This is a genomic window from Streptomyces sp. NPDC056361 (genome assembly GCF_042262805.1).
Taxonomy (GTDB): domain Bacteria; phylum Actinomycetota; class Actinomycetes; order Streptomycetales; family Streptomycetaceae; genus Streptomyces.
Window position 1 is genome coordinate 18,913 of record NZ_JBHJQI010000059.1, and the last position, 23,106, is coordinate 42,018.

General features: G+C 72.5%; 22 protein-coding genes, 1 tRNA gene and 1 pseudogene. 15 read left to right on the plus strand and 9 right to left on the minus strand.

The window, feature by feature from the left end:
- Positions 1–22: 22 nt before the first annotated feature.
- The 5 genes from ACFCY7_RS20460 to ACFCY7_RS20480 all read right to left on the minus strand — a co-directional run bounded on the left by ACFCY7_RS20460 (position 23) and on the right by ACFCY7_RS20480 (position 6,920).
- Positions 23–1,084: a 2-oxoacid:ferredoxin oxidoreductase subunit beta gene (locus ACFCY7_RS20460; protein ID WP_376487033.1), complete on the minus strand. Its 1,062-nt coding sequence runs from the start codon at positions 1,082–1,084 to the stop codon at positions 23–25.
- Entirely contained in the window at positions 1,077–3,014 is a 1,938-nt protein-coding gene (locus ACFCY7_RS20465) for a 2-oxoacid:acceptor oxidoreductase subunit alpha (protein WP_376487035.1), read from the minus strand. Before ACFCY7_RS20465 ends, ACFCY7_RS20460 begins: the two co-directional genes overlap by 8 nt.
- A gap of 268 nt (positions 3,015–3,282) precedes the next feature.
- A complete protein-coding gene (locus ACFCY7_RS20470; protein WP_376487037.1) occupies positions 3,283–3,954 on the minus strand; it encodes a LuxR C-terminal-related transcriptional regulator in 672 nt (223 codons plus the stop codon).
- A 206-nt stretch (positions 3,955–4,160) separates the two neighbouring features.
- Complete coding sequence (locus ACFCY7_RS20475) at positions 4,161–5,447, minus strand: sensor histidine kinase (protein WP_376487039.1); 1,287 nt, start codon at positions 5,445–5,447, stop codon at positions 4,161–4,163.
- A gap of 291 nt (positions 5,448–5,738) precedes the next feature.
- On the minus strand, positions 5,739–6,920 hold the full coding sequence (locus ACFCY7_RS20480) for a sensor histidine kinase (protein WP_376487041.1): 1,182 nt from the start codon (positions 6,918–6,920) through the stop codon (positions 5,739–5,741).
- Between the two features lie 135 nt (positions 6,921–7,055).
- Here ACFCY7_RS20480 and ACFCY7_RS20485 point away from each other — a divergent pair, with 135 nt between their 5' ends.
- The 14 genes from ACFCY7_RS20485 (at position 7,056) to ACFCY7_RS20550 (ending at position 19,786) form a co-directional block, all read left to right on the plus strand.
- Entirely contained in the window at positions 7,056–7,484 is a 429-nt protein-coding gene (locus ACFCY7_RS20485; protein ID WP_376487043.1) for an NADH-quinone oxidoreductase subunit A, read from the plus strand.
- The gene (locus ACFCY7_RS20490) at positions 7,475–8,050 is read left to right on the plus strand and encodes an NADH-quinone oxidoreductase subunit B (protein ID WP_376487045.1); all 576 of its coding nucleotides are present in this window, start codon (positions 7,475–7,477) and stop codon (positions 8,048–8,050) included. The genes ACFCY7_RS20485 and ACFCY7_RS20490 overlap by 10 nt, the downstream gene beginning before the upstream one ends.
- Positions 8,047–9,327, plus strand: coding sequence for an NADH-quinone oxidoreductase subunit C (locus ACFCY7_RS20495; protein WP_376487047.1), 1,281 nt, complete (start codon positions 8,047–8,049; stop codon positions 9,325–9,327). The genes ACFCY7_RS20490 and ACFCY7_RS20495 overlap by 4 nt, the downstream gene beginning before the upstream one ends.
- Positions 9,324–10,292 (plus strand): NADH-quinone oxidoreductase subunit H, encoded by a 969-nt coding sequence (locus tag ACFCY7_RS20500; protein ID WP_376487050.1) that lies wholly within the window; start codon positions 9,324–9,326, stop codon positions 10,290–10,292. Before ACFCY7_RS20495 ends, ACFCY7_RS20500 begins: the two co-directional genes overlap by 4 nt.
- 2 nt (positions 10,293–10,294) lie before the next feature.
- Positions 10,295–10,852: an NADH-quinone oxidoreductase subunit I gene (locus ACFCY7_RS20505; protein WP_367827653.1), complete on the plus strand. Its 558-nt coding sequence runs from the start codon at positions 10,295–10,297 to the stop codon at positions 10,850–10,852.
- Positions 10,849–11,403 (plus strand): NADH-quinone oxidoreductase subunit J, encoded by a 555-nt coding sequence (locus ACFCY7_RS20510; protein WP_376487054.1) that lies wholly within the window; start codon positions 10,849–10,851, stop codon positions 11,401–11,403. Before ACFCY7_RS20505 ends, ACFCY7_RS20510 begins: the two co-directional genes overlap by 4 nt.
- Positions 11,403–11,768, plus strand: a complete 366-nt coding sequence (gene nuoK / locus ACFCY7_RS20515; RefSeq protein ID WP_376487055.1) for an NADH-quinone oxidoreductase subunit NuoK — start codon at positions 11,403–11,405, stop codon at positions 11,766–11,768. The genes ACFCY7_RS20510 and nuoK overlap by 1 nt, the downstream gene beginning before the upstream one ends.
- A complete protein-coding gene (locus ACFCY7_RS20520) occupies positions 11,765–13,744 on the plus strand; it encodes an NADH-quinone oxidoreductase subunit L (RefSeq protein ID WP_376487057.1) in 1,980 nt (659 codons plus the stop codon). The genes nuoK and ACFCY7_RS20520 overlap by 4 nt, the downstream gene beginning before the upstream one ends.
- Before the next feature lie 27 nt (positions 13,745–13,771).
- A complete protein-coding gene (locus tag ACFCY7_RS20525; protein WP_376487098.1) occupies positions 13,772–15,325 on the plus strand; it encodes a NuoM family protein in 1,554 nt (517 codons plus the stop codon).
- Positions 15,322–16,827 (plus strand): NADH-quinone oxidoreductase subunit N, encoded by a 1,506-nt coding sequence (locus ACFCY7_RS20530; RefSeq protein ID WP_376487060.1) that lies wholly within the window; start codon positions 15,322–15,324, stop codon positions 16,825–16,827. Before ACFCY7_RS20525 ends, ACFCY7_RS20530 begins: the two co-directional genes overlap by 4 nt.
- A gap of 35 nt (positions 16,828–16,862) precedes the next feature.
- Positions 16,863–17,318, plus strand: coding sequence for a large conductance mechanosensitive channel protein MscL (gene mscL / locus ACFCY7_RS20535; protein ID WP_376487062.1), 456 nt, complete (start codon positions 16,863–16,865; stop codon positions 17,316–17,318).
- A 173-nt stretch (positions 17,319–17,491) separates the two neighbouring features.
- Positions 17,492–18,355: a zinc metalloprotease HtpX gene (htpX, locus tag ACFCY7_RS20540; RefSeq protein ID WP_376487064.1), complete on the plus strand. Its 864-nt coding sequence runs from the start codon at positions 17,492–17,494 to the stop codon at positions 18,353–18,355.
- On the plus strand, positions 18,352–18,759 hold the full coding sequence (locus ACFCY7_RS20545; protein WP_376487066.1) for a YccF domain-containing protein: 408 nt from the start codon (positions 18,352–18,354) through the stop codon (positions 18,757–18,759). The genes htpX and ACFCY7_RS20545 overlap by 4 nt, the downstream gene beginning before the upstream one ends.
- 7 nt (positions 18,760–18,766) lie before the next feature.
- Positions 18,767–19,786 carry a hypothetical protein gene (locus ACFCY7_RS20550; RefSeq protein ID WP_376487068.1) on the plus strand — a complete coding sequence of 340 codons (1,020 nt, stop codon included), beginning with the start codon at positions 18,767–18,769 and terminating at the stop codon, positions 19,784–19,786.
- Here the strand turns inward: ACFCY7_RS20550 and ACFCY7_RS20555 are convergent.
- The 4 genes and pseudogenes from ACFCY7_RS20555 to ACFCY7_RS20570 all read right to left on the minus strand — a co-directional run bounded on the left by ACFCY7_RS20555 (position 19,752) and on the right by ACFCY7_RS20570 (position 22,748).
- On the minus strand, positions 19,752–20,990 hold the full coding sequence (locus ACFCY7_RS20555; RefSeq protein WP_376487070.1) for an APC family permease: 1,239 nt from the start codon (positions 20,988–20,990) through the stop codon (positions 19,752–19,754). The two genes, ACFCY7_RS20550 and ACFCY7_RS20555, sit on opposite strands and share 35 nt — an antisense overlap.
- Before the next feature lie 24 nt (positions 20,991–21,014).
- Positions 21,015–21,644, minus strand: a complete 630-nt coding sequence (locus ACFCY7_RS20560; protein ID WP_376487073.1) for an alpha-ketoglutarate-dependent dioxygenase AlkB — start codon at positions 21,642–21,644, stop codon at positions 21,015–21,017.
- 28 nt (positions 21,645–21,672) lie between these two features.
- Positions 21,673–22,161, minus strand: a pseudogene (locus ACFCY7_RS20565) (methylated-DNA--[protein]-cysteine S-methyltransferase); the annotation flags it as partial.
- 95 nt (positions 22,162–22,256) lie between these two features.
- On the minus strand, positions 22,257–22,748 hold the full coding sequence (locus ACFCY7_RS20570; protein WP_367827665.1) for a YajQ family cyclic di-GMP-binding protein: 492 nt from the start codon (positions 22,746–22,748) through the stop codon (positions 22,257–22,259).
- Positions 22,749–22,920: 172 nt separating this feature from the next.
- Between ACFCY7_RS20570 and ACFCY7_RS20575 the strand changes: the two genes are divergently transcribed.
- Positions 22,921–23,002: transfer RNA gene (locus ACFCY7_RS20575), tRNA-Tyr, on the plus strand.
- Positions 23,003–23,106 lie beyond the last annotated feature (104 nt).

Genomic DNA, 23,106 nt, shown 5'->3' on the forward strand with positions numbered 1-23,106 from the left:
CCCCCGACGCCGTACGGGCGGGTCAGCCGACGACCGTCCAGGTGTCGTTGCCGGCGAGGAGCTGACCGAGGTCGCCCTTGCCGTGCCGTTCCACGGCGGTCTCCAGCTGTTCCGCCATCAGCGTGTCGTACACCGGTCGTTCGACGGACCGGAAGACGCCGATGGGGGTCTGGTGGAGGGTGTCCGGGTCGGCGAGCCGCGAGAGCGCGAAGGCCGTCGTGGGGGTGGCGGAGTGGGCGTCGTGGACGAGGATCCGCGACTCGTTCTCCGGGGTGACGGCGACGACCTGGAGGTCGCCGGTGGCGGGATCGCGGACGACGCCCTTGGCGTCGTCGGTGCCGAAGCGGATCGGCTGCCCGTGCTCCAGCCGGATCACGGCCTCCTGGGCCTGGTCCTTGTCCTTGAGGACCTCGAAGGCGCCGTCGTTGAAGATGTTGCAGTTCTGGTAGATCTCGACCAGCGCGGTGCCGTCGTGCGCGGCGGCCTGGCGAAGGACCTCGGTGAGGTGCTTGCGGTCGGAGTCGACCGTGCGGGCGACGAAGGAGGCCTCCGCGCCGAGAGCCAGCGACACCGGGTTGAAGGGGGAGTCGAGGGAGCCCATCGGGGTCGACTTGGTGATCTTGCCGACCTCGGAGGTGGGGGAGTACTGGCCCTTGGTGAGCCCGTAGATCCGGTTGTTGAAGAGCAGGATCTTGAGGTTCACGTTGCGGCGCAGGGCGTGGATCAGGTGGTTGCCGCCGATGGACAGCGCGTCGCCGTCGCCGGTGACGACCCACACCGACAGGTCGCGGCGGGAGGTGGCGAGGCCGGTGGCGATGGCCGGGGCGCGGCCGTGGATGGAGTGCATCCCGTAGGTGTTCATGTAGTACGGGAAGCGGGAGGAGCAGCCGATGCCGGAGACGAAGACGATGTTCTCCTTCGCCAGGCCGAGTTCGGGCATGAACCCCTGGACGGCGGCGAGCACGGCGTAGTCACCGCAGCCGGGACACCAGCGGACCTCCTGGTCGGACTTGAAGTCCTTCATGGTCTGCTGCGCCTCGGCCTTGGGGACCAGGCTGAGCAGGGTCTCCGTGGGCTCAGGCATCGATGGCCTCCTTGAGGGCGGCGGCGAGCTGCTCGGCCTTGAACGGCATGCCGTTGACCTGGGTGTGGCTGCGGGCGTCGACGAGGTACTTCGCCCGGACGAGGGTGGCGAGCTGGCCGAGGTTCATCTCGGGGACGACGACCTTCTCGTACCGCTTCAGGACCTCGCCGAGGTTCTTCGGGAAGGGGTTGAGGTGGCGCAGGTGGGCCTGGGCGATGGGCTTGCCGGCGACCCGGAGGCGGCGGACGGCCGCTGTGATCGGGCCGTAGGTGGAGCCCCAGCCCAGGACCAGGGTGCTCGCGCCGTCCGGGTCGTCGACCTCGACGTCGGGGACGTCGATGCCGTCGATCTTGGCCTGACGGGTGCGGACCATGAACTCGTGGTTGGCGGGGTCGTACGAGATGTTGCCCGTGCCGTCCTGCTTCTCGATGCCGCCGATGCGGTGTTCGAGGCCCGGGGTGCCGGGCACGGCCCACGGGCGGGCGAGGGTCTCGGGGTCGCGCTTGTACGGCCAGAAGACCTCGGTGCCGTCGTCGAGCGTGTGGTTCGGGCCGGTGGCGAACAGGGTCCGCAGGTCGGGGAGCTCCTCGACCTCGGGGATCCGCCAGGGCTCGGAGCCGTTGGCGAGGTAGCCGTCGGAGAGGAGGAAGACCGGGGTGCGGTAGGTGAGCGCGATCCGGGCGGCCTCCAGGGCCGCGTCGAAGCAGTCCGCCGGGGTCCTGGGGGCCACGACCGGGACCGGGGCCTCGCCGTTGCGCCCGTACATGGCCTGGAGGAGGTCGGCCTGCTCGGTCTTGGTCGGCAGGCCGGTGGACGGGCCGCCGCGCTGGATGTCGACGATCAGCAGCGGCAGCTCCAGGGAGACGGCCAGGCCGATGGTCTCGGACTTGAGCGCCACGCCGGGGCCGGACGTCGTCGTCACCGCGAGGGAGCCGCCGAAGGCCGCGCCGAGCGCGGCGCCGATGCCGGCGATCTCGTCCTCGGCCTGGAAGGTGCGCACGCCGAAGTTCTTGTGCTTGGACAGCTCGTGGAGGATGTCCGAGGCGGGGGTGATCGGGTACGAGCCGAGGTAGAGCGGCAGGTCCGCCTGGCGGCCCGCGGCGATCAGCCCGTACGAGAGGGCCAGGTTCCCCGAGATGTTGCGGTACGTGCCGGTGGGGAAGGCCCGGGTCGCGGGGGCGACCTCGTAGGAGACGGCGAAGTCCTCGGTGGTCTCCCCGAAGTTCCAGCCGGCCCGGAAGGCGGCCACGTTCGCCTCGGCGATCTGCGGCTTCTTCGCGAACTTCTGGCGCAGGAAGGTCTCGGTGCCCTCGGTCGGCCGGTGGTACATCCACGAGAGCAGCCCGAGCGCGAACATGTTCTTGCTCCGCTCGGCCTCCTTCCGGGACAGGCCGAACTCCTTGAGGGCCTCGATCGTCAGCGTCGTCAGCGGCACCGGATGCACGTGGTACGCGTCCAGGGAGCCGTCTTCGAGGGGCGAGGTCGCGTAGCCGACCTTGGCCATGGCGCGCTTGGCGAACTCGTCGGTGTTGACGATGATCTCGCCGCCGCGCGGTACGTCCCCGATGTTGGCCTTCAGCGCGGCGGGGTTCATCGCGACCAGCACGTTCGGGGCGTCGCCCGGCGTCAGGATGTCGTGGTCGGCGAAGTGCAGCTGGAAGGACGAGACGCCCGGGAGGGTTCCGGCGGGTGCCCGGATCTCGGCCGGGAAGTTCGGCAGCGTGGAGAGGTCGTTCCCGAAGGACGCCGTCTCCGAGGTGAACCGGTCACCCGTGAGCTGCATGCCGTCACCGGAGTCGCCCGCGAAGCGGATGATCACCCGGTCGAGCCGGCGCACTTCCTTCTCGGTGCCGTGGTGCGACGTCGCCGGGGCGCTGCGCTGCTCCCCGAGCAGGGCCTCACCGGCCTCGCTACTGACCTGGCTGGTCACTGAACTGGACCTCCCTCGCGGCAAGGGGACTCTCCGCCGGAGGCGGAGAAGGCTCGGGACACGGCCGGTGGATCACCGCCCGTCCCGAGGCCCACCCTACGACGGCAGGGAGGGCCCTCCCGGGACTTCTCGCATGCCGGACCTCTTTTTGAGACGCCCTCTTGCCCTGAATCGTCACGTTCTGTCGCCACCCGGAGTGTTCCGGAAAGTCACATTCCGTCTCATCCCTTGGGTCTAGGGCCAGGCTATCTGACAAGGTGTCAGATGATCAGGACTTCAGATACGTCAACACCGCAAGTACCCGGCGATGATCACCGTCACTCGGGGAAAGGCCCAGCTTCAGGAAAATATTGCTGATGTGCTTCTCCACCGCGCCGTCGCTCACCACCAGCGCCTTCGCGATCGCCGAGTTCGTCCTGCCCTCCGCCATGAGGCCCAGGACCTCCCGCTCCCGCGGGGTCAGGTTCGCCAGCACGTCCTGCTGACGGCTCCGCCCCAGCAGCTGCTGCACCACCTCCGGGTCCAGGGCCGTACCGCCCCCGGCCACCCGCACCACCGCGTCCACGAACTCCCGGACCTCCGCGACCCGGTCCTTCAGCAGATACCCCACACCCCGGCTGGAACCGGCCAGCAGTTCGGTGGCGTACTGCTCCTCCACGTACTGCGACAGCACGAGCACACCCAGTCCCGGGTGCTCCTTCCGCAGCCGCACCGCCGCCCGCACGCCCTCGTCCGTGTGCGTCGGCGGCATCCGCACGTCCGCCACCACCACGTCCGGCAGCGCGCCCTCGCCCGCGAGGCCGGCCACCGTCTCCACCAGCGCCTCGCCGTCCCCCACCCCCGCGACGACCTCGTGCCCCAGATCCGTCAGCAGCCGCGTCAGCCCCTCCCGCAGCAGCACCGAATCCTCCGCGATGACCACCCGAACCCGCTCCACCACGCCCCCCACTCCCACAACCCGACAACAACCCCCAGCATGTCACCGCCCCCCACCCCACCGTGAACATCCCTCTTAACCGAACGGCGGCGTCCCCGCCTCTGCCCACAACCAGGGGGCAGAGGCCCGGCGGGCGGCGGAGTGCGGGTTCAAGGAGGCCCCCCGGCTGGAGCCGCAGCGCAGGGGCCCCGATCGCCGCCCGCTGAGGGCTACGCGCGCCAGGGAAGTTCGGCCGTCACCGACGTGGGACCGCCGGCGGGGGAGGAGACGGCGAGGACGCCGTCGACGGCGTCGACGCGGGCGGAGAGGGCGGCGAGGCCGTGGCCGTCGGAGACCTCGGCGCCGCCGACCCCGTCGTCGCGCACTTGGATCATGAGGCGGTCGCCGCTGCGCCAGACGTCGACCCAGGCGCGCCGGGCGCGGGCGTGCGAGGTGACGTTGCGGAGGAGCTCGGAGACGGTGAAGTAGGCGATGCCCTCGATGGCGGGTACGGGGCGGGCGGGGAGGTCGACGGAGACGGAGACGGGGACGGCGCAGCGGGAGGCGACGGCGGAGAGGGCGGCGTCGAGGCCGCGGTCGGTGAGGACGGCGGGGTGGATGCCGCGGGCGAGGTCGCGGAGTTCCTGGAGGGCGAGCTTGACCTCGCCGTGCGCCTCGTCGACGAGGACGGCCGCCGCCTGGGGGTCCTGGGAGAGCTTCTCCTTGGCGAGCCCCAGGTCCATGGCGAGCGCGGCGAGCCGGGCCTGGGCGCCGTCGTGGAGGTCGCGTTCGATGCGCCGCAGGTCGGCGGCGGCGGTGTCGACGACGATGCCGCGGTCGGACTCCAGTTCGGTGACGCGGGAGGCGAGCCGGGAGGGGCCGAGGAGGCCGGTGACGAGGAGTCGGTCGACGGAGACGAGTCCGCGCAGCACCCAGGGGCCGATGAGGACGAAGACGAGGCCGATGAGGCTGGTGACGGCGATCTCGAAGGGCGCGTCGAGGTAGAAGGAGTGGGTGGCGTCGCCGTACAGCTGGATGCCGTCCTGTCCCACCCAGGTGGGGAAGACCCACTGCCACAGCGGGTACGTGAAGAGGCTCCAGCCCCAGGTCCAGAGGGCCACCGTCACGGAGAACGAGAACACCGCCCACGGCATGTGCACGACCGCGTACAGCAGGTGCCGCCAGGACGCGCCGCTCTTCAGCATGGCCCCCATCCACGAGAACGCCCCGCCGGTCCGGCCGCGCACCGGCTCCGGCGCGCCCACGTCGTGCCCGAGCAGACCGCGCGCCCGGGCCCGTTCCACGGCGCCGAAGCCCCGGCACATGGCGAGCGCCCCGGCGAGGATCGGCACCCCGAGGAACGTGATGAGCAGCCCCGCACCGGCCGACACGAAAGCGACGGACAGCGAGAACCAGAAGACGCTGAGCGGCAGCCCGATCAGCACGTAGCCGAAGGCACGCCAGGTGCGGGCCTCGAACGGCGCGCGGATCGCGGCGGGAAGACGGGGGGAGGCCATCGGTCGTCCTTCTCTACTCAGGATGCTCGGACAGGTCCGGCGGTACGTGCTCCAGCCTTCCGTTCCGCCGCGATCCGGACCATGAGGCGGGTGGGCGTCTACGGGCGGGGGTTTTCCCTACCCGGAGGGGCCGGGGAGCCGGAAGGGGGACTGGCGGGAGCGGGAAGGAGCCGGGGGAGCCGGGGGAGCCGGCGGGGAGCCGGCGCCGCGGATCCCCGCGTACGGGCACCCGTGCACCCCCACCCGTGCACCCCCCACCCCCGCACCCCCCACCCCACCTGCCCGCGCCCGTCACGCCCCCGGTCGCGACCGCCACGGCAGCTCCGCCGTCACGGTCGTCGGGCCGCCGTCGGGGGAGTCGAGGACGAGGAGGCCGTCGACGGCGCCGAGTCGTTCGGCGAGCCCCGCGAGGCCGGTGCCGCCGTCGAGGCGGGCGCCGCCGACACCGTCGTCCCGGACCTGGAGGAGGAGCCGGTCGTCGGCGCGCCAGACGTCGACGGAGGCGGAGCGGGCGCGGGCGTGCTTGGAGACGTTCTGGAGGAGTTCGGAGACGGTGAAGTAGGCGATGCCCTCGATGGCCTCGGCGGGCCGCTCCGCCAGGTCGACGCCGACCTTCACCGGCACGGTGCAGCGGGAGGCGACGGCGGAGAGGGCGGCGTCGAGGCCGCGGTCGGTGAGGACGGCGGGGTGGATGCCGCGGGCGAGGTCGCGGAGTTCCTGGAGGGCGAGCTTGACCTCGCCGTGCGCCTCGTCGACCATCGCCGCGGCCGTCTCCGGGTCGTCGAGCAGCTTCTCCTTCGCGAGGCCGAGGCCCATGGCGAGGGCGACGAGCCGGGCCTGGGCGCCGTCGTGGAGGTCGCGTTCGATGCGCCGCAGGTCGGCGGCGGCGGTGTCGACGACGACGCCGCGGTCCGATTCGAGTTCGGCGATCCGCCGCTCCAGCTCGTCGGAGGGGGAGAGCAGCCCCCGGACCATGGCGCGGTCGGCGTGGGAGAGGCCGCGGGCGAGGAACGGCAGGACGGGCCAGAGGACGAACAGCGAGACCAGGCCGACGGTGAACGTCACGATCCCCCAGGGCAGCCGGATCAGCCCGTAGAGCTGGGTCCGCCAGGCCACCGGGTCCTTCAGGGAGGTCCACAGCCAGGTGAAGAAGCCGCGGCGCCGGGGCAGCGGGGACGGCTCGGGGACGCGGACCCCGAGCAGGCCGCGGGCGCGGGCGCGTTCCGAGCGGCCGATCCAGCGCGCGCCGCCGAGCCCGAGGGCGAGCAGCGGGAGGCCGATGACGGTGACCGAGAGGCCCACGCCGAGGAGGACGCTCACGACCGCGTAGACGAATCCGGCCACCGCCGTGAAGAGGTTGGAGAGGAGGAAGGCGATCTCCTTCCAGGTCTCCTTCCCGTAGGCGAACCGGAGCGGCGGGCGGGGGGCGGCGGCGGAGTCGGTGGACTCGGCGGGATCAAGATCGGCGCTCATGGTCCCCAGAGTGCCGGTCGGGGACGGCGCGATGCCATGGGGGAGGTGGGTGAGGGGGAGGGGGGTTATCCCCACCCGCGACTGCTTACGGTCCCTTTAGCAGGGCCTAGACTCGCGTCCGTACAGAAGTGACTCATGAGACAACGAGACCGAGGGGCGGACGTGCGGGAACCGACCGTTGTCGCGGCCGACGCGGCGGACTACTTCCAGACGTACTCCGTCGTCGGCCTGCTCGCCGTCGTCGGCGTGCTCTTCGTGGCCGTGGCGTTCACGGCCAACCGGCTGCTCAGGCCGGTCGTGCCGACGCCCGAGAAGCTCCTCACGTACGAGTGCGGTGTCGACCCCGTGGGGGAGGGCTGGGCGCACACCCAGGTCCGCTACTACGTGTACGCCTTCCTCTACGTCGTCTTCGCCGTCGACTCGATCTTCCTCTTCCCCTGGGCGACGGTCTTCGCCGCGCCCGGCTACGGCGCCGCGACCCTGGTCGAGATGTTCGTCTTCCTCGGCTTCCTGGCCGTGGGGCTGCTCTACGCGTACAAGAAGGGCGTCCTGTCATGGACGTAACACCGCTGCCCGCACCCGTGCCCGCTCCCAAGCTGGGGCCGCTCGCCCGCCTGGCCCCCGAGCCCATGAAGGTGGTCCTGAACTGGGGCCGCCGCTACAGCCTGTGGGTCTTCAACTTCGGCCTCGCCTGCTGCGCGATCGAGTTCATCGCTGCGTCGATGGCCCGGCACGACTTCATCCGGCTCGGCGTGATCCCCTTCGCGCCCGGCCCGCGCCAGGCCGACCTGATGATCGTCTCCGGCACGGTGACGGACAAGATGGCCCCGGCCGTGAAGCGGCTCTACGAGCAGATGCCCGAGCCGAAGTACGTCATCTCCTTCGGCGCCTGCTCCAACTGCGGCGGCCCCTACTGGGACTCGTACTCCGTCACCAAGGGCGTCGACCAGATCATCCCCGTCGACGTGTACGTGCCCGGCTGCCCGCCCCGCCCCGAAGCGCTGCTCCAGGGCATCCTCAAGCTCCAGGAGAAGATCGCCCGGGAGAACCTGGCCGAGCGGTACGCCACCGCCGCCTCCGTCTCCCAGCTGACGAGCCCCCTGGTCCCGCCGCCGGGAGGCACCGCATGAGCGCGTACGACTCCCTCCCCGGCGCCGTGACGGACGTCTTCGGCGAGGAGGCGACGGCGGAGCAGGCGTACGACCTGCTGACCGTCGACGTCCCGCCGGCGTCCTGGATCGCCGCCCTCACCACCGCCCGCGACGCGCTGGGCTGCACCTACTTCGACTGGCTGAGCGCGGTCGACGAGCCGGGCACCGGCTTCCGCGTCTGCGCGCACGTGGTGTCCCTCGCCGGCGGCCGACCCCGCCGCCTCCTCCTCCGCACGACGGTCCCGCACTCCGCGCCCGTCCTCCCGACGGCGATCGAGGTGTACGCGGGCGCCGGCTGGCACGAGCGCGAGACCCACGAGATGTTCGGCGTCGACTTCGCCGGCCACCCCCACCTCGTCCCCCTCCTCCTCCCCGAGAACTTCGAGGGCCACCCCCTCCGCAAGGACTTCGTCCTCGCCGCCCGCGTCGCCAAGGCCTGGCCCGGAGCCAAGGAGCCGGGCGAGTCCCACGACGGCGGCGGCCCCAAGCGCCGCCAGATGCTCCCTCCGGGCGTCCCCGACCCCAACGAATGGGGCCCCCTCAAGGGCCAGCTCCCCCCTGCCCCCGCCCGCCCCGCCCGCGCCGCCGCCGGCGACCGCCCGGCCCGCGCCGCCGCCGGCGACCGCCCCGTCCGCCGCGCCCGCTCGGTCACGGAAGGCTCCGCCAGCCAGGCCCCGGCGGCCCCGACCCCCGAGGCCGTGACCCCCGCCCCCGGCGGGGCGACCGGCACTCCGGCCCCGGACGCGGCCCCCGAATCCCCGGCGGCCCGCCCGCCGCGCCGCAGCCGCTCGGCGGCCGACGGCTCGGCCAGCCAGGCCCCCCGCGCGGAGGGCGCCGCCCCGGCCACCCCGCGCACCCGCAGCTCGGACGCCCCGTGGCACCACGCCCGCCCGGCCTTCGACGACGAACCGGCAGCCCCGCCCACCGCGGACGGCGGCACGGAGGCGGGACCCGAGGCCCCCGCCGCCCCGGCCGACCGGCCCGAGCCGCAGGCCGAAAAGCCCGGGTCGGCCGCCGAGCCCGAGCCGCAGGCCGACCAGCCTGCCCCGGCCGCCGAGCCCGAGCCGCAGGCCGAAGAGCCCGCCGCGGCCGCCGGGCCCGAGCCGCAAGGCGACCAGCCCGGGCCGGCTGGCAAGCCGGAGCCCCAGGACGGCGCGGCCGAGCCGGACGACGGCGCGGCCCCCGCGTCCGACGAACCCGCCGCCCCGAAGGGCGGCAAAGAACCGACCGACCCCGCCGGAGGCGATCCCGCGTGAATGACGCACTCGACGTCGCCCTGCGGCTGCTGATCCTGCTCGCGGTGTTCCTGGTGCTGCCGCTCGTCGTGGGACAGGCGGAGCACAAGGTCATGGCGCACATGCAGGGACGGCTGGGCCCCATGTACGCGGGCGGGTTCCACGGCTGGGCGCAGCTGGTCGCGGACGGCGTGAAGTTCGCACAGAAGGAGAACGTGGTGCCGGCCGAGGCCGACCGCCGGGTCTTCCAGATCGCGCCGGCCGTCGCGCTCCTGCCGTACCTGCTCGTGCTCGTCGTGATCCCGATCGGGCCCGGCGAGGGCGCCGTCGGCCAGGTGATCGACGCGGGCATCTTCTTCGCGCTGGCCGTGATGGGCGTCGGCGTCCTCGGCAGCCTGATGGCGGGCTGGGCGTCGGCGAACAAGTTCTCGCTGCTCGGCGGTCTGCGGACGGCCGCCCAGCTGCTCGCGTACGAACTTCCGATGCTGCTCGCCGCCGCGTCCGTCGCGATGGCCGCCGGCACCGTCTCGATCCCCGGCGTCCTGGACGCCTTCGAGTGGTGGTGGGTGCCGTGGCAGATCGTCGGCGCGGTCGTCTTCTTCGTGGCGGGTCTCGCGGAGCTCCAGCGGCCGCCGTTCGACATGCCGGTCGCCGACTCGGAGATCATCTTCGGCGCGTACACGGAGTACACCGGCCTGCGCTTCGCCCTGTTCCTGCTCGCCGAGTACGCGGGCATCGTCGTGCTGTGCGGTCTCACCACCGTCCTGTTCCTCGGCGGCTGGCACGGCCCCTTCGGGGGCGACGGCCTGGGCTGGGTGTGGACCCTGCTCAAGACCGCGGTCCTCGCGTTCGTCGTGATCTGGCTGCGGGTGACGTACCCGCGGCTGCGCGAGGACCAGCTCCAGAAGCTGGCCTGGACGGCCCTCGTCCCGCTCGCGCTCGCGCAGATCGCACTCACCGGCATCGTGAAGGTGGCGATCCAGTAACCATGCCTCCCATCCCCGGCTCCGGCCTCGCCAAGGGCCTCGCCGTCACCCTCCGCACGATGACGAGGAAGACGGTCACCGCGCAGTACCCGGAGGTGCAGCCCGAGCTGCCGCCCCGTACGCGCGGGGTCATCGGCCTGTTCGAGGAGAACTGCACGGTGTGCATGCTGTGCGCCCGTGAGTGCCCCGACTGGTGCATCTACATCGACTCCCACAAGGAGACGGTGCCGGCCGCCGCGCCCGGCGGCCGCGAGCGCAGCCGGAACGTCCTCGACCGGTTCGCCATCGACTTCTCCCTCTGCATGTACTGCGGCATCTGCATCGAGGTGTGCCCGTTCGACGCGCTGTTCTGGTCGCCGGAGTTCGAGTACGCGGAGACCGACATCCACGAGCTCACCCACGAGCGCGACAAGCTCCGAGAGTGGATGTGGACGGTGCCCGAGCCGCCCGCGCTCGACCCGCGCGCGGAGGAGCCGAAGGAGATCGCCGCCGCCCGCAAGGCCGCGGAGAAGGCCGCCGCCGCGGCCGCCGCGGCCGAGGCCCAGGAGGACCAGCAGTGACCCTCGCCGCCACGGCGCAGCAGACGCAGGGCTTCCTCTCGCCCTCCGGCGTCGAGATCGCCTTCGTCCTCGTCGGCCTCGTGACCCTCGGCGCGGCCCTCGTCACGGTCACCACCCGGCAGCTCGTGCACGCCGCGCTGTGGCTGGTCGTGGCGCTCGGCGGGCTCGCCGTCGAGTACCTGCTCCTGACCGCGGAGTTCATCGCCTGGGTGCAGGTGCTGATCTACGTCGGTTCCGTCGTCGTCCTCCTCCTCTTCGGCCTGATGCTCACCAAGGCGCCCATCGGCCGTTCCCCGGACGCCGACTCCGGCAACCGGCCGGTCGCCCTCGCGGTCGCGCTGACCGCCGCCGTCGCCCTGGTCTGGGTGGTCGTCGACGCCTTCCGCACGACGTGGATCGACCTCGACGGTGCCGTCCAGGGCTCGACCGAGGTCACCGGCGCCGTCCTCTTCCGGCACTGGGTGCTGCCCTTCGAGGCGCTCTCGGTGCTCCTCCTCGCGGCGCTGGTCGGCGCGATCGTCCTCTCCCGCAAGAAGGAGCAGGAGCGCTGATGCACCTCGCCTACCCCGCCGTCCTCGCCGCCCTGCTCTTCTGCGTCGGCCTGTACGGCGTCCTCGCCCGCCGCAACGCGATCCTGGTCCTGATGTCCGTCGAGCTGATGCTCAACGCCGTCAACCTCAACCTGGTCGCCTTCGACGTCTGGCTCCGCGACACCCTGCACGCGGGCCAGGCCCTCACCCTCTTCACCATCGCCATCGCCGCCGCGGAGATCGGCATCGGTCTGGCGATCGTCCTGATGGTCCACCGCAGCAAGGGGACCTCGGACATCGACCGCCTCCGCGACACGGCCGAGGAGTCGGACATCCCCGACGGCCGGAGGGAACCCACCGACGAGAAGGCCGAGGCCGCCGCGTGACCACGACCACCCTCGCCGTCCTCGTCCCCCTCCTGCCCTTCCTCGGCTCCGTCGCCGGACTCCTCCTCGGCCGCACCGCGCCCGGTTTCGTCCGCCCGCTCGCCGTGCTCCCGACGCTCGCCGCGGCCGTCCTGGCCGTCCTCGTCGCCGTCCGCCAGGGCGGCGGGAAGACCATCGAGGCCTCCACCCAGCTCACGCCGACCGGCTCCGTCCCCATCGACCTGAGCCTCTACATCGACGGCTTCGCCGCCCTCGTCGCCGTGCTCGTCTGCGTGATCGCGACCTGTGTGCAGGTGTACTCGACCGGCTACCTCCGCGAGGACCCGCGCTACCCCTCGTACGCCGCGCTCGTCTCCCTCTTCACCTCCGCGATGCTGCTCGTCGTCTACTCCGGCGACCTGATGGTGCTCCTGGTCGGCTGGGAGATCATGGGCATCTGCTCGTACTTCCTCGTCGGCCACTACTGGGAGACGCCCGAGGCGCGGGCCGCGTCCCTGAAGGCCTTCCTCGTCACCAAGCTCGGCGACGTCCCCTTCCTCATCGGCCTCTTCGCGCTCGCCACCGACGCCGGCACCTTCCAGATCACCGGCGTCCTCGGCACCGTCGCGAGCGGCGGCCTCGACCACCCCACGCTGATCGCCCTGCTGCTGCTCGCGGGCGTGGCGGGCAAGTCCGCGCAGTTCCCGCTGCACACCTGGCTCCCGGACGCGATGGCCGGCCCCACCCCCGTCTCCGCGCTCATCCACGCGGCGACGATGGTCGCCGCCGGCATCTACTTCACGGCCCGGCTGCTGCCTGTGTTCGCCGCCTCGGCCGCCGCGATGACCGTGCTCGCCGTGATGGCCGCGGTGACGATGGTCGGCTCGGCGCTCGCCGCGCTCGCGCAGGACGACATCAAGCGGGTCCTCGCCTACTCGACGATCGGCCAGCTCGGCTACATGGCCGGCGCCCTCGCCGTCGGAGACCGCGGGGCGGCCGTCTTCCACCTCCTCTCGCACGCCGCGTTCAAGGCGCTGCTGTTCCTCGCCGCCGGCACCGTCATCCACGCCGCCGGCACGAACTCGCTCACCGCCATGTCCCGGATGAGCGGCCTCGCGAAGCGCGTCCCGGACGCGTACTGGACGATGACCGTCGCCCTCCTCGCGCTCGCCGCGATCCCGCCCTTCGCCGGCTTCTTCTCGAAGGAGGCCGTCCTGGTGGCCGCCGAGCACACCGCGCTCGGCGACCGGGACGTCGCCCCCGCCGGGGCCGGCTGGACCGTCCTCGTCGCGGGCCTCCTGACGGCCCTCCTGACGGCCGCCTACGCGCTCCGCCTGTGGCTGCGGACCTTCCGGGGCCGAGGCGCCGAGGCGCCCGACCACGGCCGCCAGCCGATCGCCATGACGGCCGTCCTGTGGGTCCTCGCGATCCCCTCGATGGGCTTCGGCCTGACCGTCACGTACCTCGACGACTGGTTCGACGGGCACGCCCTCACCCCGACGCTGACCACGGCCGTCCTGGGCACGGGCCTCGCGGCGGCCGGAGCGGCGATCACGTACGCGGTCTGGCGCACCCTCGCCGCCAGGACCCCCGCGGCGGTGCCCGTCCCGCACGTCGCCCACCCGGACGCCGAGGCGGGCCAGGTCGAGGCCGAGGCGCTGCACCTGCCGCACCCCGCCGAGGACCCGGCCGACCCCGGCCGCGCCCTCCTGGGGCCGCTGCACGGCTCCGCGGCGGCCGGCTTCCACCTGGACGCCGTCTACCGGGCCGCCTTCGTCCGCCCCGTCGTCGCCGCGGCCTCCCTGGTCCGCTTCCTGGACCGCGAGGTCGTCGACACCTACGTCCGCGGCGCCGCGGACTCCGCCAAGGGGCTCGGCTGGCTCGTCCGCCGCGCCCAGACCGGCAACGTCCAGACCTATCTGAGCGTCCTGCTCGCCGGCTCCGTCGTCCTGGCGATCGCCGCCGTCGCCCTCGCCAACGCCGTCGCCGGAGCGTGAGCCGTGATCGATATCAGCGAATCCGTGATGCAGTTCCTTCTGGTGGCGATCGTCGCCGGCCCGCTCGTCGGCGCCGCCGCCGCCCTTCTCCCCGCCCCGCCCGGGCTGAAGGGGAAGTCCCCCGACCAGGCCGTGCTCCGCCACGGCGTCACCGTCACCGGTGTGATCCTGCTGGCCGCGATCGTCCTCGCGCTCGGCTTCGACCACGACCACCCGTCGACGATGCAGGCCACGACGGACATCAGCTGGATCAGGGCACTCGACGTGCGCATCCACCTCGGTGTCGACGGCATCTCCCTCCCCCTCCTGGTCCTGACCGCGCTGCTGACCTTCCTCTGCGCGCTCTACAGCTACTTCAAGATGCCGGCGGGGCCGTCGGCGAAGGGCTTCGTCGCGCTCCTGCTCGTCCTGGAGTCCGGCACCCTCGCCACCTTCGCCGTCCTCGACCTCGTCCTGTTCTTCCTGGCCTTCGAGATGGTCCTCGTCCCGATGTACTTCCTCATCGCCCGCTGGGGCGGCGAGGGCAGGCAGGCCGCCGCCTGGAAGTTCATCCTCTACACGCTGCTCGGCTCCGTCGTCATGCTGCTCGGCCTGCTCCTCATCGGAGTGAAGGCCGGCACCTTCGACATGCTGGCACTCGCCGCCGACAACGGCCGCGGCCTGACCACGTCCGTGCAGGTCGTCGCCGTTCTCGCGATCGGCCTCGGGCTCGCGGTGAAGACCCCGATGTGGCCGCTGCACAGCTGGCTCCCGGACGCCCACACCGCCGCCCCGACGGTCGGCTCGGTCCTCCTCGCCGGTGTGCTCCTGAAGATGGGCACGTACGGCTTCGTCCGGATCGTGCTGCCGATCGCACCGGACGGGATGCGGACGTTCGCGCCGTACCTCGCGGCGTTCGCCGTCGCCGGGATCGTCTACGGGTCGCTCGCCTGCCTCGCGCTCGCCCGCCCCGGAGCCAAGGGCGACCTGAAGCGCCTCATCGCGTACTCCTCCGTCGGCCACATGGGCTTCGTACTGCTCGGCATCGCGACCATGACCCCCACCGGGGTCAACGGCGCCCTGTTCGCGAACATCGCCCACGGCCTCGTCACCGGCCTGCTGTTCTTCCTGGTCGGCGCGGTCAAGGACCGGTACGGCACCGCCGACCTCGACACCCTCGCCGGCGCCACCGGGGCAGCCCTCTACGGCCGTGCCCCGCGCCTCGGCGCGCTCCTCGCCTTCGCCGCCGTCGCCTCCCTCGGCCTGCCCGGCCTGGCCGGCTTCTGGGGCGAGATGCTGGCCCTGTTCGGCGCCTTCGAACCCGCCGCGGGCCTCAGCCGCCCCGCCTTCCTCACGTTCATGGCGATCGGCGCGTTCGGCACCCTGCTCACCGCCGCCTACCTCCTCGTCGTCGTGCGCCGCGTCTGCATGGGCGGCGCGCGGCCCGCAGGGGAGGCGGCGATCGCCGACGTCCAGGGGTACGAGTTCGCCGCCTGGACCCCGCTCGTCGCCCTCACCGTCCTCGCCGGGCTCTGGCCCGCCGTCCTCCTCGGCCTCACCGACCCGGCCGTCCAGAAGCTCCTCGCCGGAGGCACCCAGTGACGTCGTTCGCCAGCGGGTCGCTCGTCCAGTCCGTCGACTGGCTCACGATCGCGCCCCCGACCCTGACGGCCGTGGTGGCGCTCGTCGTCCTCGTCGCCGACCTCTTCGTGCCGCCGGAGCGCAAGCGGCTCCTCGGCTGGACCGCGATCGGCGGCCTCACCGCCGCGCTCGCGCTGCTCGTCCCGCTGCGGGCCGGCGACCGGGAGACCTTCTGCCTGACCGCCGACACGCAGCTGACGGCGTGCAGCTACACCGCCGACCACTTCACGGTGGTCATCCAGCTGCTCGTCCTCGGCGGCGCGCTCCTGACGGCGCTGCTGTCGCTGTCGGAGACCCGGGAGAAGCTCCCGGCGGGCGAGTTCTGGTTCCTGCTGCTGTCCTCGGCCGCCGGCGCCGCGCTGCTGCCGGCCTCGCGCGACCTGGCGACGCTCGTCGTCGCCCTGGAGGTGGCCTCGCTGCCGGCCTTCGCGCTCGTCGGCCTGAAGCGCGGCGACCGGATGTCCGGCGAGGCCGCGCTCAAGTTCTTCCTGTCGTCCGTCACCGCGACCGCCGTGACCCTGCTCGGCGCGAGCTTCGTGTACGCGGCGACCGGGACCCTGCACCTCACGGAGCTGGCCCAGCGCCTCGACGACGTCCCCGGGCAGCTCCAGACGCTCGCCGAGGCCGGCGTCGCCCTCACCCTGGTCGGCTTCGCCTTCAAGACGGCCGCCGTGCCCTTCCACTTCTGGGTGCCCGACACCTACGTGGGCGCCCCGCTGCCCGTCGCCGCCTACCTCTCCGTGGTCGGCAAGGCCGTCGGCTTCACCGGACTCATCCTGGTCACGGTCGTCGCCTTCCCGTCGTACGCGGACGTGTGGGGCCCGGCGCTCGCCGTCCTCGCCGCGCTCACCATGACGGCCGGCAACGTCGCCGCCCTCCGCCAGGTCCCCACGCGCGCGTGGAGCGCGGTACGCCTGCTCGCCTGGTCCTCCGTCGCCCAGGCCGGCTACCTCCTGGTGCCGATCGCCGCGGCCGCGTACTCCAGCGACGACCAGGTCGGCGCCACCGTCGCGTACGCCCTGATGTACGCCGTCGTGAACCTCGGCGCCTTCGCGGTCGTCGCGCTCGTCGCCCGTACGCACCCCGGCAACCGGATCGAGGACTACCGGGGCCTGTACGCGGCCAGCCCCGCCGCGGCCCTCGCGCTCGGGTTCTTCCTCCTGAATCTGGCCGGTTTGCCCCCGGGTATCATCGGCCTCTTCGCCAAGGTGACCGTCTTCTCGGCGGCCGTCGACGCGGGCCTGGGCTGGCTGGCCGTGATCATGGGCCTCAACGTCGTGATCGCGCTGTACTACTACCTGCGCTGGACGGCCCTGCTCTTCCGTACGCCGGAGGGGGCGCCCGCCGTGCACAGGGCCCCCGCGCCGGTCACCCTGGCGATCGCGCTGACCGCCGCCGCCGGAGTCGTCCTGTCGGGCTACCCGCAGATCGCCCTCCGCTTCGCGGCGACGGCGCTGTTCTGATCCCCCCCCCACAGAGAACCGAGGAGCAACACCCCGTGCTGAACGGATTCAAGGACTTCATACTTCGCGGGAACGTCATCTCGATGGCCATCGGTCTGGCCGTCGGATCGGCGTTCACGGCTGTCGTCACCGGCTTCAGCAAGGCGTTCATCACCCCGCTCATCGGTCTCGCCACCGGCTCCGTCGGCGACTTCAGCGAGGCCAGCTTCAAGGTCCAGGGCACGGTCTTCCCGTACGGCCTGGCCATCGCCGCCGTCATCGCGTTCGTCATCACGGCCGCCGTCCTGTACTTCCTGATCGTCGTCCCCATGACGAAGATCCAGGACAGGTTCGCCAAGGCGGAGGCCGCCGACCCCAAGTCGGAGAAGCGCGACTGCCCCCGCTGCTTCACCGAGATCCCGGCCATCGCCTCCCGCTGCGCCCACTGCACCAGCGAGGTCGAGCCCACCGCCGCCACCCTGGAGAAGCTGGGCGTCCCGGCGGCCCGCTGATCACCCGAACGGCCCACAGCCGTCCCGGTGCGGCCCGGGGAACCCGCGCCTCCCGCCTGGCGTTGACCAGTACGGGAGGGTCCACTGGACGTGGTGGTCCCCCCTGACGAAGTCCGGGGGAGGACCGCCACGAAGCGAAGGGTTCCCCTGCCGCACCACCAGGAGGGCGTACCGTGCACCGCCGGCACAACGGGCTGAGGACCGCCGTACTCCTCGGAGGGCTCTCCGCCCTCATCATCGTCATCGGCAGCTTCTTCGGGCGTACGGGGCTGATCGTCGGCCTCGTCGTGGCGCTCGCCACCAACGCGTACGCGTACTGGAACAGCGACAAGCTGGCGCTGCGGGCCATGCGGGCCCGCCCGGTCAGCGAGTTCGAGGCACCGGCGCTCTACCGGATGGTGCGCGAGCTCTCCACCCAGGCCCGCCAGCCGATGCCCCGGCTCTACATCTCGCCGACCCAGGCGCCGAACGCGTTCGCCACCGGCCGCAACCCGCGCAACGCCGCCGTCTGCTGCACCGAGGGCATCCTCGCGATCCTCGACGAGCGCGAGCTGCGCGGCGTCATCGGCCACGAGCTGAGCCACGTCTACAACCGGGACATCCTGATCTCCTCGGTCGCCGGAGCGCTCGCGTCCGTGGTCATGTTCCTGGTCAACTTCGCCTGGCTGATCCCGATCGGCCGCTCCAGCGACGACGACGGCCCCGGCCTCCTCGGCTACCTCATGATCGTCATCCTGGGCCCCATCGCCGCCTCGATCATCCAGCTCGCCATCTCCCGCTCCCGCGAGTACGAGGCCGACGCCTCGGGCGCCCAGCTCACCGGTGATCCACTCGCGCTGGCCAGCGCGCTGCGCAAGCTGGAAGCGGGCACCAAGCAGCTCCCCCTGCCTCCGGAGCCCCGGATCGAGACCGCGAGCCACATGATGATCGCGAACCCCTTCCGTCCCGGACAGGGTCTGTCCAAGATGTTCTCGACCCATCCGCCGATGGCCGAGCGCATCGCCCGGCTCGAACAGATGGCAGGTCGCCGCCCGTGAAGACAATCCTCAACGTCATATGGCTGATCCTGTGCGGATTCTGGATGTTCCTCGGCTACATGCTCGCGGGCGTCCTGCTCTGCATCACGATCATCGGCATCCCCTTCGGGCTCGCCGCGTTCCGCATCGGCCTCTACGCCCTCTGGCCGTTCGGTCAGACCGTCGTCGACCGCCGCGACGCGGGAGCGCCCTCCTGCATCGGCAACGTCCTCTGGCTGATCCTCGCCGGCTGGTGGCTCGCCCTCGGGCACATCACCACCGGCATCGCCCTGTGCATCACGATCATCGGCATCCCGCTCGGCATCGCCAACTTCAAGATGATCCCCGTCTCCCTGCTGCCCCTCGGCAAGGAGATCGTCCCCACGGACCAGGCGCACGCCGCGTACGGCTACCAGGCCCACTGAGGGACCGGTGCGGAACCCGAAGTACGCCCTCGTCTCCGGCGTGTACGCCGTCGCCCTCTGCACGGACGTCGACGGCCTGTACGGAGAGCCCGTGCCGCCGCCGCGCCCCGTCCACGAGGTGCGCGGCTGCGAGCCGCGCGGCGAGCTGGGCAGGGCCGTCACCCAGGCCGTCGTGGAGGGCACGGCGCCGCTCGGCACCCTCCACGTCAGGACCCCCGACGGCTTCGCCTGGTGCTTCACGGGCGTCCGGGTCCTCGGCGCGCGCGGCGACGTCGTGATCGTCGAGTCGGACGAGGGGCCCCGCCGGTCGTACACCGGGGCCCCGGCCGTGCCCTGCGGGAACCTCGTCCGCGTCTCGCCGCCGGAACCGGTCGACCGGACCCACACCGACGTCACCTTCGTCGGCTGCTCGCCCCGCGGCGGGCTGCGCGACGCCCTCGCCGCCGGGGCGGCCGAGTTCGAGGCCGTCCGCTACCAGGCCCTGGACGCGACGGGCAGCGTGCACCACGAGGCCGAGGCCGGTCGCATCACCGGCTGGGGCGCCTCGCGCCGCGCCCACGACCTGGTCGACCTCACCGTGGCCTTCCCCCGGTCGGGACTCGTGCCGCACCAGGTCCGTGAGGTCTGGGAGCTGTGGCGGGGCGACCGGCCCGCCGAACCCGGCACCTGGCGGCGGTTCACCGGAGCGGCGCGCGGCGAGTGGCTCACCCAGGCCGCCCGCAGGTCCGCCGGCGCCCCGGAGGTCGTCCCGGGCACCACGTACCACCTCGACGGCGCCGACGTCGTCGACGAGGACTCCTTCCTCTGCGCCCTCGGGGAGGCCGTGCACGGCCCCGGTCGCGCCCTCGGCGTCGGGTCGCCCCGGGCGGTCGGCGAGCTCCTCGCGGGCACCACCGTCGTCTGGCACCGTGCCGACGTGGCCCGCGTCTGCCTCGGCGTCCTGCCCTATGCCGAGGGCCGCCCGGCCACCTTCCGGGAGTTCGTCGACGGCCTCACGGCCGCGGGGGTACGGCTCGTCCTCGACTGACGGCCCACGCCACCACACCCACCGCGACGACCCCCGACCCGGCGAGGACGGAGCCGAGGGGCAGGGCGAACGCCAGCGCCCCGCATCCGGCGAGCCCGAGCGCGGCGAGCGGCCGGTTCCGGCCGCCCAGGGTCCAGGCGGAGGCGTTCGCGATGGCGTAGTAGACGAGCACGCCGAAGGACGAGAAGCCGATCGCGCCCCGCACGTCCGCCGTCGCGGCCACCACGGCCACCACCGCGCCCACCGCGACCTCGGCCCGGTGCGGCACGTGGAAGCGCGGGTGCACGGCGGTCAGCGCGGCCGGCAGGTAGCCGTCCCTGGCCATCGCCAGGGTCGTACGGGACACCCCGAGGATCAGCGAGAGCAGCGAGCCGAGCGCCGCGACCGCCGCGCCCACCGTGACGGCCGGCACGAGCCACCCGGCGCCCGCCGCGCGGGCCGCGTCGGCCAGCGGCGCGGGGGAGTGGGCGAGGGCCGCCGGGCCGAGGACGGTGAGCACGCTCACGGCGACCAGCCCGTAGACGGCGAGCGCGATCCCGAGCGCCACCGGCACGGCGCGGGGGATCGTGCGGGCCGGGTCGCGGACCTCCTCGCCGAGCGTGGCGATCCGCGCGTACCCCGCGAAAGCGAAGAAGAGCAAACCGGCGGCCTGTAGGACCCCGCCCGCGTCGAGCTCCCCGCCGAGGGTGGCGCGGGACGCCCCGCCGGCGCCCAGGGACACCGCGACCACGGCCGCGAGCACCGCGAGGACCACCGCCACGACGGTCCGCGTGACCAGGGCCGACTTCTGAACTCCGCCGTAGTTGACGGCCGTCAGGGCCACCACGGCGGCGACCGCCACCGCGTGCGCCTGCTCCGGCCACACGTACGCCCCGACGGTCAGTGCCATCGCCGCGCAGGAGGCCGTCTTGCCGACCACGAACGCCCAGCCGGCCAGATACCCCCAGAAGGACCCCAGGCGTTCGCGACCGTAAACATAGGTGCCGCCGGACGCCGGATAACGGGCCGCGAGCCGGGCCGACGCCATCGCGTTGGCGTACGCCACGACCGCCGCGACCCCGAGCGCCCAGAGCAGACCCGCCCCCGACCCGGCCGCACCGGCCGCCGGCCCGAGCGCGACGAAGATCCCGGCCCCCACCATCGAACCGAGCCCGATCACGACCGCGTCGAAGACGCCGAGCGACCGGCGCAGTTCGTCTGTCATGCCCCGCACACTAAGGCCCTCCGGCTAGGCGGCGAGACCGGTCTCCCTCAGGGTGATGTTCAGCCGTCCCGCCAGCCCGAGCGCCGGCTCGGCCGTCCCCGGGTGCACCCGGGGCACCCCGTGATGGACCCACCGCGATTCCCGGCCGAACACGAACAGGTCACCGGAGGCCAGATCGACGTCCTGATAGGGCCGTCCGCGGTTCTCCTCGTTCCCGAACCGGAAGACGCACCGGTCCCCGAGGCTCAGCGACACCACCGGCGCACCGGAGCGCTCCTCCCGGTCCTGGTGCATGCCCATCCGCGCCCCCGGCGCGTAGAAGTTCACGAGCGCCGTGTCGGGAGCGAAGCCGCCGTCGTCGCCGTACGCCTCCACCAGCGCCTCCCGGCCCAACGCGACCAACCAGCCCGGCAGTTCGACCCCGACCGAGTCGAGATAGCGGTACGGCACCCACTGCCGGCCCAGACACAGCGACCGCACCGACATGACGCCCCCGCCCGGCAGCACGGTCTGCCGGTACGGCACGGGCCCCCGCCCCCACTCCCGGCACGCCTCCACCAACTCCCGCTGCCGCGCGAGCGGAAGCCACCCCGGCACGTGCACGGCCCCGGGCCCGACCACGGCCCGCTCCCGGGGGAACAGCCCCTCCGTCACACCCGGCCCCTTCGAGGCCGAGCGCCCCGGCCCCTTCGAGCCCGAGCAGCCGCTCCTTGCGCTCCAGCCCCGCCGCGTACCCGCGCAGGCTCCCGTCGGCCCCGATCACCCGGTGGCAGGGCCGCACCACGAGCAGCGGATTGCGCCCGATCGCCGTCCCCACCGCCCGCACCCCGGCCCCGGACGAACCGACCCTGCGGGCGATCTCCCCGTACGACACGGTCGTCCCGTACGGAATCCCGTCCAGCGCCTCCCAGACCCGCCGCTGGAACGCGGTGCCCACGTCCGTCGCGAGCTCCAGCTCGAACCGGTCCCTGCGCCCGGCGAAGTACTCGCCCAGCTGCCCCGCGGCCTCCTCGAACGCCTCCGGCGCGGGCGTCCAGCCGTCCCCGACCTCCGCGCCGCCCTTCTGCCCCGGCAGGGACAGCGAGCACAGCACGGCACGGCCCCCTTCGGCGAGCCGCCCGACCAGCAGCATCTCGCCCAGGGGGCCGTCGACGTACGCGTACACGGTCATGACTGGTTCCTCTCCCCGCACGGGTCTCTCACGACCCAGTGTGTGGGGCCCGCCGACCATCCGGCTGGCGGTATTCGGACACCGGCCTCGACGGGTCAGCGGTAGTTCACGAACTGGATCGCGAAGTCGAAGTCCTTGCCCTTCAGCAGCGCCTGCACGGCCTGCAGGTCGTCCCGGCTCTTCGAGCTGACCCGCAGCTCGTCGCCCTGCACCTGCGCCTTGACGCCCTTCGGACCCTCGTCCCGGATGGCCTTCGCGACCTTCTTGGCGTTCTCCTGGGAGATGCCCTCCTGCACCGACGCGAAGAGCTTGTACTCCTTGCCGGACAGCTGCGGCTCACCCTCGACGTCCAGCGACTTCAGCGAGATCCCGCGCTTGATCAGCTTGGACTGGAAGATGTCGAGGATCGCCAGGACGCGCTCCTCGCCGCTCGCCTGCATCAGGATCTTCTCGCCCGACCACGAGATCGAGGCGTTGGTTCCCTTGAAGTCGTAGCGCTGCGAGATCTCCTTCACGGCCTGGTTGAGGGCGTTGTCGACCTCCTGCCGCTCGACCTTGGACACGATGTCGAAACTGGAGTCGGCCATGACTCGTGGCTCCTTGTTCGGGTGCTGTGGGGTACAGCCCAAAGCCTAGGCCTTCGCCACGCCCCGATCCGCTGATCAATCCGGTGGCGAACCACCCCCCGGCATCGGGTATTGTTTACGTCGTTGCCAAGGAACACCGCCGCAAAGCGGGGCTCCGAAGCAGCGAACCCATGGCGATGTGCCCGAGTGGCCAATGGGAGCGGACTGTAAATCCGTCGGCTTAGCCTACCCAGGTTCGAATCCTGGCGTCGCCACGCTTCATGAACGGCCCCTGATCTGCGGAAACGCGATCAGGGGTCGTTTGCGTGTGATAGTCGGACGAAGCCCCGACTGTCTCGCCCTGTCCCGCTCGATACCG

Coding starts and splice junctions, on each gene's coding strand:
- ACFCY7_RS20460 (WP_376487033.1), bottom strand. CDS start 1,084: ATGCCTGAGCCCACGGAGACCCTGCTCAGCCTGGTCCCCAAGGCCGAG.
- ACFCY7_RS20475 (WP_376487039.1), bottom strand. CDS start 5,447: ATGGCCTCCCCCCGTCTTCCCGCCGCGATCCGCGCGCCGTTCGAGGCC.
- ACFCY7_RS20480 (WP_376487041.1), bottom strand. CDS start 6,920: ATGAGCGCCGATCTTGATCCCGCCGAGTCCACCGACTCCGCCGCCGCC.
- ACFCY7_RS20485 (WP_376487043.1), top strand. CDS start 7,056: ATGAGACAACGAGACCGAGGGGCGGACGTGCGGGAACCGACCGTTGTC.
- ACFCY7_RS20490 (WP_376487045.1), top strand. CDS start 7,475: ATGGACGTAACACCGCTGCCCGCACCCGTGCCCGCTCCCAAGCTGGGG.
- ACFCY7_RS20495 (WP_376487047.1), top strand. CDS start 8,047: ATGAGCGCGTACGACTCCCTCCCCGGCGCCGTGACGGACGTCTTCGGC.
- ACFCY7_RS20505 (WP_367827653.1), top strand. CDS start 10,295: ATGCCTCCCATCCCCGGCTCCGGCCTCGCCAAGGGCCTCGCCGTCACC.
- nuoK (WP_376487055.1), top strand. CDS start 11,403: ATGCACCTCGCCTACCCCGCCGTCCTCGCCGCCCTGCTCTTCTGCGTC.
- ACFCY7_RS20525 (WP_376487098.1), top strand. CDS start 13,772: ATGCAGTTCCTTCTGGTGGCGATCGTCGCCGGCCCGCTCGTCGGCGCC.
- ACFCY7_RS20555 (WP_376487070.1), bottom strand. CDS start 20,990: ATGACAGACGAACTGCGCCGGTCGCTCGGCGTCTTCGACGCGGTCGTG.
- ACFCY7_RS20570 (WP_367827665.1), bottom strand. CDS start 22,748: ATGGCCGACTCCAGTTTCGACATCGTGTCCAAGGTCGAGCGGCAGGAG.